General features: G+C 47.2%; 6 protein-coding genes. 2 read left to right on the forward strand and 4 right to left on the reverse strand.

Translation table 11 applies throughout. The features are described 5' to 3' along the window. Positions 1-124: 124 nt before the first annotated feature. Positions 125-1,198, reverse strand: a complete 1,074-nt coding sequence (locus WBA89_RS05935; RefSeq protein ID WP_424404678.1) for a class I SAM-dependent methyltransferase — start codon at positions 1,196-1,198, stop codon at positions 125-127. 444 nt (positions 1,199-1,642) lie between these two features. Continuing rightward, the gene (locus tag WBA89_RS05940; RefSeq protein ID WP_424404688.1) at positions 1,643-1,963 is read right to left on the reverse strand and encodes a 30S ribosomal protein PSRP-3; all 321 of its coding nucleotides are present in this window, start codon (positions 1,961-1,963) and stop codon (positions 1,643-1,645) included. 167 nt (positions 1,964-2,130) lie between these two features. Here WBA89_RS05940 and WBA89_RS05945 point away from each other — a divergent pair, with 167 nt between their 5' ends. Then, on the forward strand, positions 2,131-2,919 hold the full coding sequence (locus WBA89_RS05945) for a TIGR01548 family HAD-type hydrolase (protein WP_424404680.1): 789 nt from the start codon (positions 2,131-2,133) through the stop codon (positions 2,917-2,919). 360 nt (positions 2,920-3,279) lie between these two features. On the opposite strand, the gene WBA89_RS05950 is transcribed toward WBA89_RS05945, so the two are convergent. Beyond that, positions 3,280-4,098, reverse strand: a complete 819-nt coding sequence (locus WBA89_RS05950; RefSeq protein ID WP_424404682.1) for a tetratricopeptide repeat protein — start codon at positions 4,096-4,098, stop codon at positions 3,280-3,282. A gap of 300 nt (positions 4,099-4,398) precedes the next feature. On the opposite strand from WBA89_RS05950, the gene WBA89_RS05955 reads away from it, so the two are divergent. Next, positions 4,399-5,148: a cobalt-precorrin-6A reductase gene (locus WBA89_RS05955; protein WP_424404684.1), complete on the forward strand. Its 750-nt coding sequence runs from the start codon at positions 4,399-4,401 to the stop codon at positions 5,146-5,148. Between the two features lie 86 nt (positions 5,149-5,234). Here the strand turns inward: WBA89_RS05955 and WBA89_RS05960 are convergent. Further along, the coding region (locus WBA89_RS05960) for a CapA family protein (RefSeq protein WP_424404686.1) at positions 5,235-5,836 on the reverse strand (602 nt) is incomplete at its 5' end.

The raw sequence follows: 5,836 nt of genomic DNA on the forward strand, positions 1-5,836 counted from the left end.
CCCTACAACTAACCAATAACAACTAACCAATAACAACTAACCAATAACAACTAACCAATAACAACTAACCAATAACAACTAACCAATAACAACTAACCAATAACAACTAACCAATAACAACTGACTAACTGCGGCGACACAAAATCCAGCGCAATTCCATTGGCGGGCGGGCGTTTGCCATCGGGAAAACATCTCTACCGGTTGCCCAACTGGGAAACCAGGGCGTGGGCGGCCAAGCTGTTTCTGGTAGGTGGTGGCGTTCGTATTCCCACACCAACTCGTTGGATATTGGGACTAAGGGCAACCCTTCCATTGCTGCGGCGAGCTCTTGGGGCGTGAATAAAGTAGACCAGGATAGCTGGGCAACTTGTCGCACGAGGGCGTCGGGCTGGTAGTCGCCGACGGTTAAAAATGTGCTGAACAGCAACAGGCCTCCGGGAGAGAGGGAATCGCACATTTTAGCGAGGAAAAGTCGCACTTGATCGCTGTCTCGAAAATGTGAAATGACTTCGGCGGCAACTGCCAACTGGTAGCGGGCGGGTTTCATCCGCATTAAGGGGTCGAGCACGTCGCCTTCGGTTACTGTGACGGGAAGGTTTTCGGCTGTTGCTGCTGCTTTGAGTTGTTCTGCAAAGGCTGGGGTTAGCTCGATCGCATCTACAGCATAGCCCAATCTGGCTAGGGGTAAGGTGTTGCGTCCGGTACCGGCCCCCACGTCCAATATGCGGATGCGATCGGGATTTCCCAATTTAGCAGCCGTTGCCATCAATTTCGCATCTGGATGGGAACCGAACAGGGGAGGTTCTCTGGTGTCTACCCAGCTTTTATATTGTTCTCCAACTGTTGAGGTAGTAACGATAACTTTGCAGGCTAAACCGGTTTGCGGCGGCTGGACTGATTCGTATTGCAGGATCAGCATCGATGCTGTTGAGGTGCGGTAGCCTTGTTCTAACTTAGCGGTTAAAAGCTTGCTGAGTTCGTCTCTCCGGTCTTCTGGCAAGGGTCTGTCGAGGGTGGTAAATAGCTTTTCGATGGACTTGAGATAGTGGCTTACCATTCCCGGCAAGCAGGGGAAAACTAATTCTCCGCGAGCGGTGATGCGGGTGTTAATTTTGTAGAGGATGGCTTGCTGGAGAATGTCGGGATTTACTACCAGCGGTAGCTGTTCGGTTTTGTCGATCGTACTTTCGGCGCCCATAAGTTCCGGGAAGAAGTTATTTGTTATTTGTTATTTGTTATTTGTTATTTGTTATTTGTTATTTGTTATTTGTTATTTGTTATTTGTTATTTGTTGTTAAAAATCTTTTGACACCTAATTGTACAACAATTTAAGACTATAAACAAGCAGATTTTCGATTTATTTTGTTTGGTTGGTTAGGATTTTTAGATTGTAGAAAATCCGATTTTAGAGCTTTATTTTGCATAAATCTCAAATTTCACATCTCAAATCGACTAAGCCCTAAACCCGAGTATGTCTGAAAATCGGAGTTAGGATCTCGATCGACCGCAGCGCCTTTAAATTGTATGTTTAGCGGCGAGGTGGAAAAAGCAAAGAGTCAAATCTTTTGGCCTTCTCCGCCTCTGTGCTTTCCCCCGTCAGCCATCACAGGCAATGTGTCTGGGTAGCAACTTAAAGCGGGGCTTAGTTGCTGCCGGTAAAAGTTACTTCGGGGAACTTCGATTGAGCTTCTGTCATCGGGCGCCGTCTGCCTTCTTCTTGCCAGTAGTTGATGACTTCTGTGGCTTGGTTGAGGATTTCGACGCGATCGTTGTCAGCAATCCAGTGTTTGGCTTCGAGTTCGTTTTTGAGGTCTTCCCACGCATCTTTGCGGGGCCAGAAAAAGTATGATGTCAGCGGGCTAGTTCCTTTGCCGACAACTTGGTCTACGGCGAGGGCAACATTCTCTTCTAGCCAGAGAACTTTTAAGATGAACTTGGACAAGTAAACCTCCAGGGTTTCGATTGAATTTGTTAAAATTTTCTACAATCGCTAAGCGTAGCACATTATGTTCGACAATGAGTCGTCGTTGATGAAAAGTTTTGTCGCGCTGCTGGGTTTCGCGCCCAGAAGAAGCTCGAAACCGATAAAATTTGTGCAAAAATCGCCCCAGATACCAGGATAATTAAGTTGTGAACAGAGTTATTTTAGTTTTTGATATTGACGGTGTGGTGCGGGATGTGTCCGGTTCCTACAGGCGGGCGATCGCGGATGCGGTGGAACACTTCACCGCTGGTGCTTTTCGCCCAAATTCTCTGGATATCGACTCTCTGAAGTCTGAGGGAGTGTGGAATAATGACTGGGAAGCGTCTTTTGAGTTAGTTTGCCGTTATTTTGAGGCGATCGGGCGATCGAGAAATCAACTCGCTTTCAACTATGACGAATTAGTCGCTTTTTTCCAAAGTCGCTATCGCGGAATAGATGAGAAAAATTGGACTGGTTACATTTGCGACGAACCGCTGCTGTTAAGTCCGGCTTACCTGGAAAGTTTAACGGTTGGAGGAATTGTTTGGGGCTTTTTTAGCGGGGCGATGCGGGATGAAGCTGCTTATGTTTTGTCAGGGAAACTCAGTTTAAATTCCCCTGTGTTAGTGGCGATGGAAGATGCACCGGGAAAACCCGATCCTGCTGGACTTTTCGCAGCAATTGAACAGTTGGAAAATCTGCACGGTTTAGGAAATAATTTGCCAGTAATTTACGCCGGAGATACTGTTGCCGATATTTACACAATTGTGAAAGCGCGGGAAGTGCAACCAAATCGGGTTTGGCTTGGTATGGGAATTTTACCGCCTCATGTTTTGGATGATTCTGTGCGCTGCGAGGCTTATAGTGCAGCGCTGAAAAAAGCAGGTGCGGCAGCGGTTTTGCGGAATGTGGAGGAGTTGACGGCGGCGCGGATTCGAGAATTAGTCAGTTGTTAGTTGTTAGTTGTTAGTTGGTAGTTGTTGGTTGTTGGTTGTTGGTTAGTTGTTATTGGTTATTGGTTATTGGTTATTGGTTAGTTGTTGGTTGTTAGTTGTTAGTTGTTAGGAAAGATGATTCGGCGGTTGAAACCGCGTCTACACAAACGATGTCGGCCTGCGCCGACTGTTTCATAAAGGCGATCGCCAACCCGGATTTGGCATGACAACGAATAACTGCCAACTGACAACGAAAAACTAAGAGGGCGGGCACGGGGGCACCGCCCCTACCAACTAACAACTAACAACCAATAACAAATAACCAATAACAACTAACCAATAACAACTAACCAATAACAACTAACAACTTTCCCTTTAAGATTATTTTAAGTTCAAGAATTTGTCTAGGGCGCTGACTACAACTGGCGGCCAGCGGCGGGTTTTTGCAACCCAATCGAGGTCTTTGTAGCGGGAATCGAGGCCGATTGCGGCTACCCAATTGCTCTCAGCTTCGCCGCGATTTCCTGCTTCCCAAAGACACGCGGTGAGGGCGGCTCTCATGTCGGCAAATTGCGGGTATCTGCGGACAATGTTTTTCATGTTGCGAATTGCTTCTTTGGTTTGCCCGTTTTGATAAAGTGCGAGGGCGTGGTTGGCGCGCGCAAAGGCGTATTCGGGGGCTAGTTCAAAGGCTTTGTTGTAGTCGGAAATTGCTGGTTCCCATTCTCCTAAACCTGCTTCGGCGTTGCCTCGGTTGTTGTAGGCGGCCGGATCTTTGGGGTCTAATTCTAGCACGTGATTGTAGTCGGCGATGGCTTCTTCCCAGCGTCCTAAACCTTCTAGGGCGGTGCCGCGGTTGAGGTAGGGATCGGGGGCTTCGGGAGCTAGTTCGATCGCCTTTTCGTAGTCAGCAATTGCTGGTTGCAGTTTGTTTTGGCTGACTCTAGAATTGCCTCGGTTGCTCCAAGCGGCGGCTTGTGAGGGAAATTTGTCAATGATTTGAGTCCACAAAGTTTCTGCTGCGGGAAATTTGCCTTCGTTTGTAGCTTCAAAAGCTTTTTGAACGAGTTCGCCTAATTCCTGTTGAGAAGCGGTGATATCTGTTGGTTGTGCTTGTGCCGCAGCCGGCGCGATGTTTCCCAAGCAAACTAACCCGGTTACAATTAATACTGTAAACAATGTGACAAGTGAGCGAATCATTTTTGTTAGTTGAAACTTTACTAAACATATTATTAACCGAAATTGCGGGCGTTGGTTAGGGGATGTTGGAAAAGTCTCGGCGACTTAAGTCGCAGCTAGACAGACAAAACCTGCCTCCGCAGGTTCTGAAACCCTGGATTTTCTTGAGAAAAGTCTCGGCGACTTAAGTCGCAGCTAGACAGACAAAACCTGCCTCCGCAGGTTCTAAAAGCCTGGATTTTCTTGAGTCCGCGCAGGCGGACTTTGGTTGTGTAGTTGCGGTTTTAACCGCCAGTTTGTGTAGTCGCTAAGGATAATTTAATGAAAAAACGCTTGCTAATTTTGGGCGGAACGGGGGATGCTGCTAAACTGGCTGCCAGAGCGTCTCAAATCGCCGATATTGAGGTGGTTTCTTCGCTAGCAGGACGCACTAAACAGCCTTTTACTCCAAAAACGGGTACGGTGCGAATTGGGGGGTTTGGTGGGGCGGCTGGGCTGGCGGCGTTTTTGACCGATCGCCCGATCGACTTATTAATTGATGCGACTCATCCGTTTGCGGCGCAGATTTCTGCTAATGCTGCGATCGCTGCTGCTGAGTGCAACGTGCCTCATTTGATGCTGGTGCGTCCAGCTTGGGAGATGGTGGAGGGCGATCGCTGGATCGAAGTTGCCAGCCACTCGGAGGCTGGAAGGGCTTTATCAGGGCAGTCTCAGCGGGTATTTCTGACGATTGGTAGGCAGGAATTGGCGGAGTTTGCTGGTTTGGATGCTATTTGGTTTTTGATGCGGGCGATCGATCCACCCGCACCCAATACTCCTGTTCCTAACGGTAAATTGTTATTAGCAAAGGGCCCTTTTTTATTGGAAGATGAGCGGGAATTGCTGTTAGAATATCGCATCGATACAATTGTCAGCAAAAACAGCGGTGGCGCTGCTACCTATGCGAAAATTGTCGCTGCTAGGGAACTGGGAATTCCGGTGGTGATGGTGCAGCGGCCGCAGATTCCCGATGTCGATCGGGTTGCTGATGTGGAAGGGGCGATTTCTTGGTTGGTTGAGCAGTTGAATTGAAACGAACCGCGAAGATGCTTTAGGCGAAGCCGCGCGTAAGCGCTAGGACACGAAGGAACAAAAGCGGCTAATTTACGTTATTTTCTTCATTCCGCGGAGGCGGAATTCGTTTGTGTAGGCGCGGTTTTAACCGCCGTCTGATCTTTTTTATTTAAAGAGTTGAGATGAGCATTCATCTCTTGTAAATATGCTTTTAAAACTGGATATTGCGAAGTTGTTAGCAGCGGATCTTTTTTCTGGGTGACAGTTGTTTCTAAGGGCAGAATCCGATAATTATATTTATTGTTTAGAGTATAGCGGTGTACCCAAGTCGGAATAGCTTTTATTCCTGTAATTTCTGTGGTTTTTTCGGGAAGTTTTTTGCGGATATTTACTTGCAAAATTACGCCTAAATCGGTATATTTTTGGGTTTGACCGGAGATGAAGTTTCCCATTGAATAAATTGCTACAGCTTTTCTGCTTTTCCCGTTTTTTCTGGGGAAGTTAAAGATTTTGTAAGGTTGGACAACGTGGGGATGACTGCCGAGAATGATGTCTGCACCGGCTTTTAATAGGTTTTCCACTAATTGTTTTTGTTGGGTGTTTGGCTGTCGCTGATATTCGTCGCCAAAATGCAGGGAAATTGCGATAATATCTGCTCCTTGTTTGCGGGCTTTGGCTATATCTTTGACTATTTTTTTTTCGTCGA

Origin of the sequence: Microcoleus sp. (assembly GCF_049646505.1) — a bacterium.
Classification (GTDB): domain Bacteria; phylum Cyanobacteriota; class Cyanobacteriia; order Cyanobacteriales; family Microcoleaceae; genus Microcoleus.

Coding starts and splice junctions, on each gene's coding strand:
- WBA89_RS05955 (WP_424404684.1), top strand. CDS start 4,399: ATGAAAAAACGCTTGCTAATTTTGGGCGGAACGGGGGATGCTGCTAAA.
- WBA89_RS05935 (WP_424404678.1), bottom strand. CDS start 1,198: ATGGGCGCCGAAAGTACGATCGACAAAACCGAACAGCTACCGCTGGTA.
- WBA89_RS05950 (WP_424404682.1), bottom strand. CDS start 4,098: ATGATTCGCTCACTTGTCACATTGTTTACAGTATTAATTGTAACCGGG.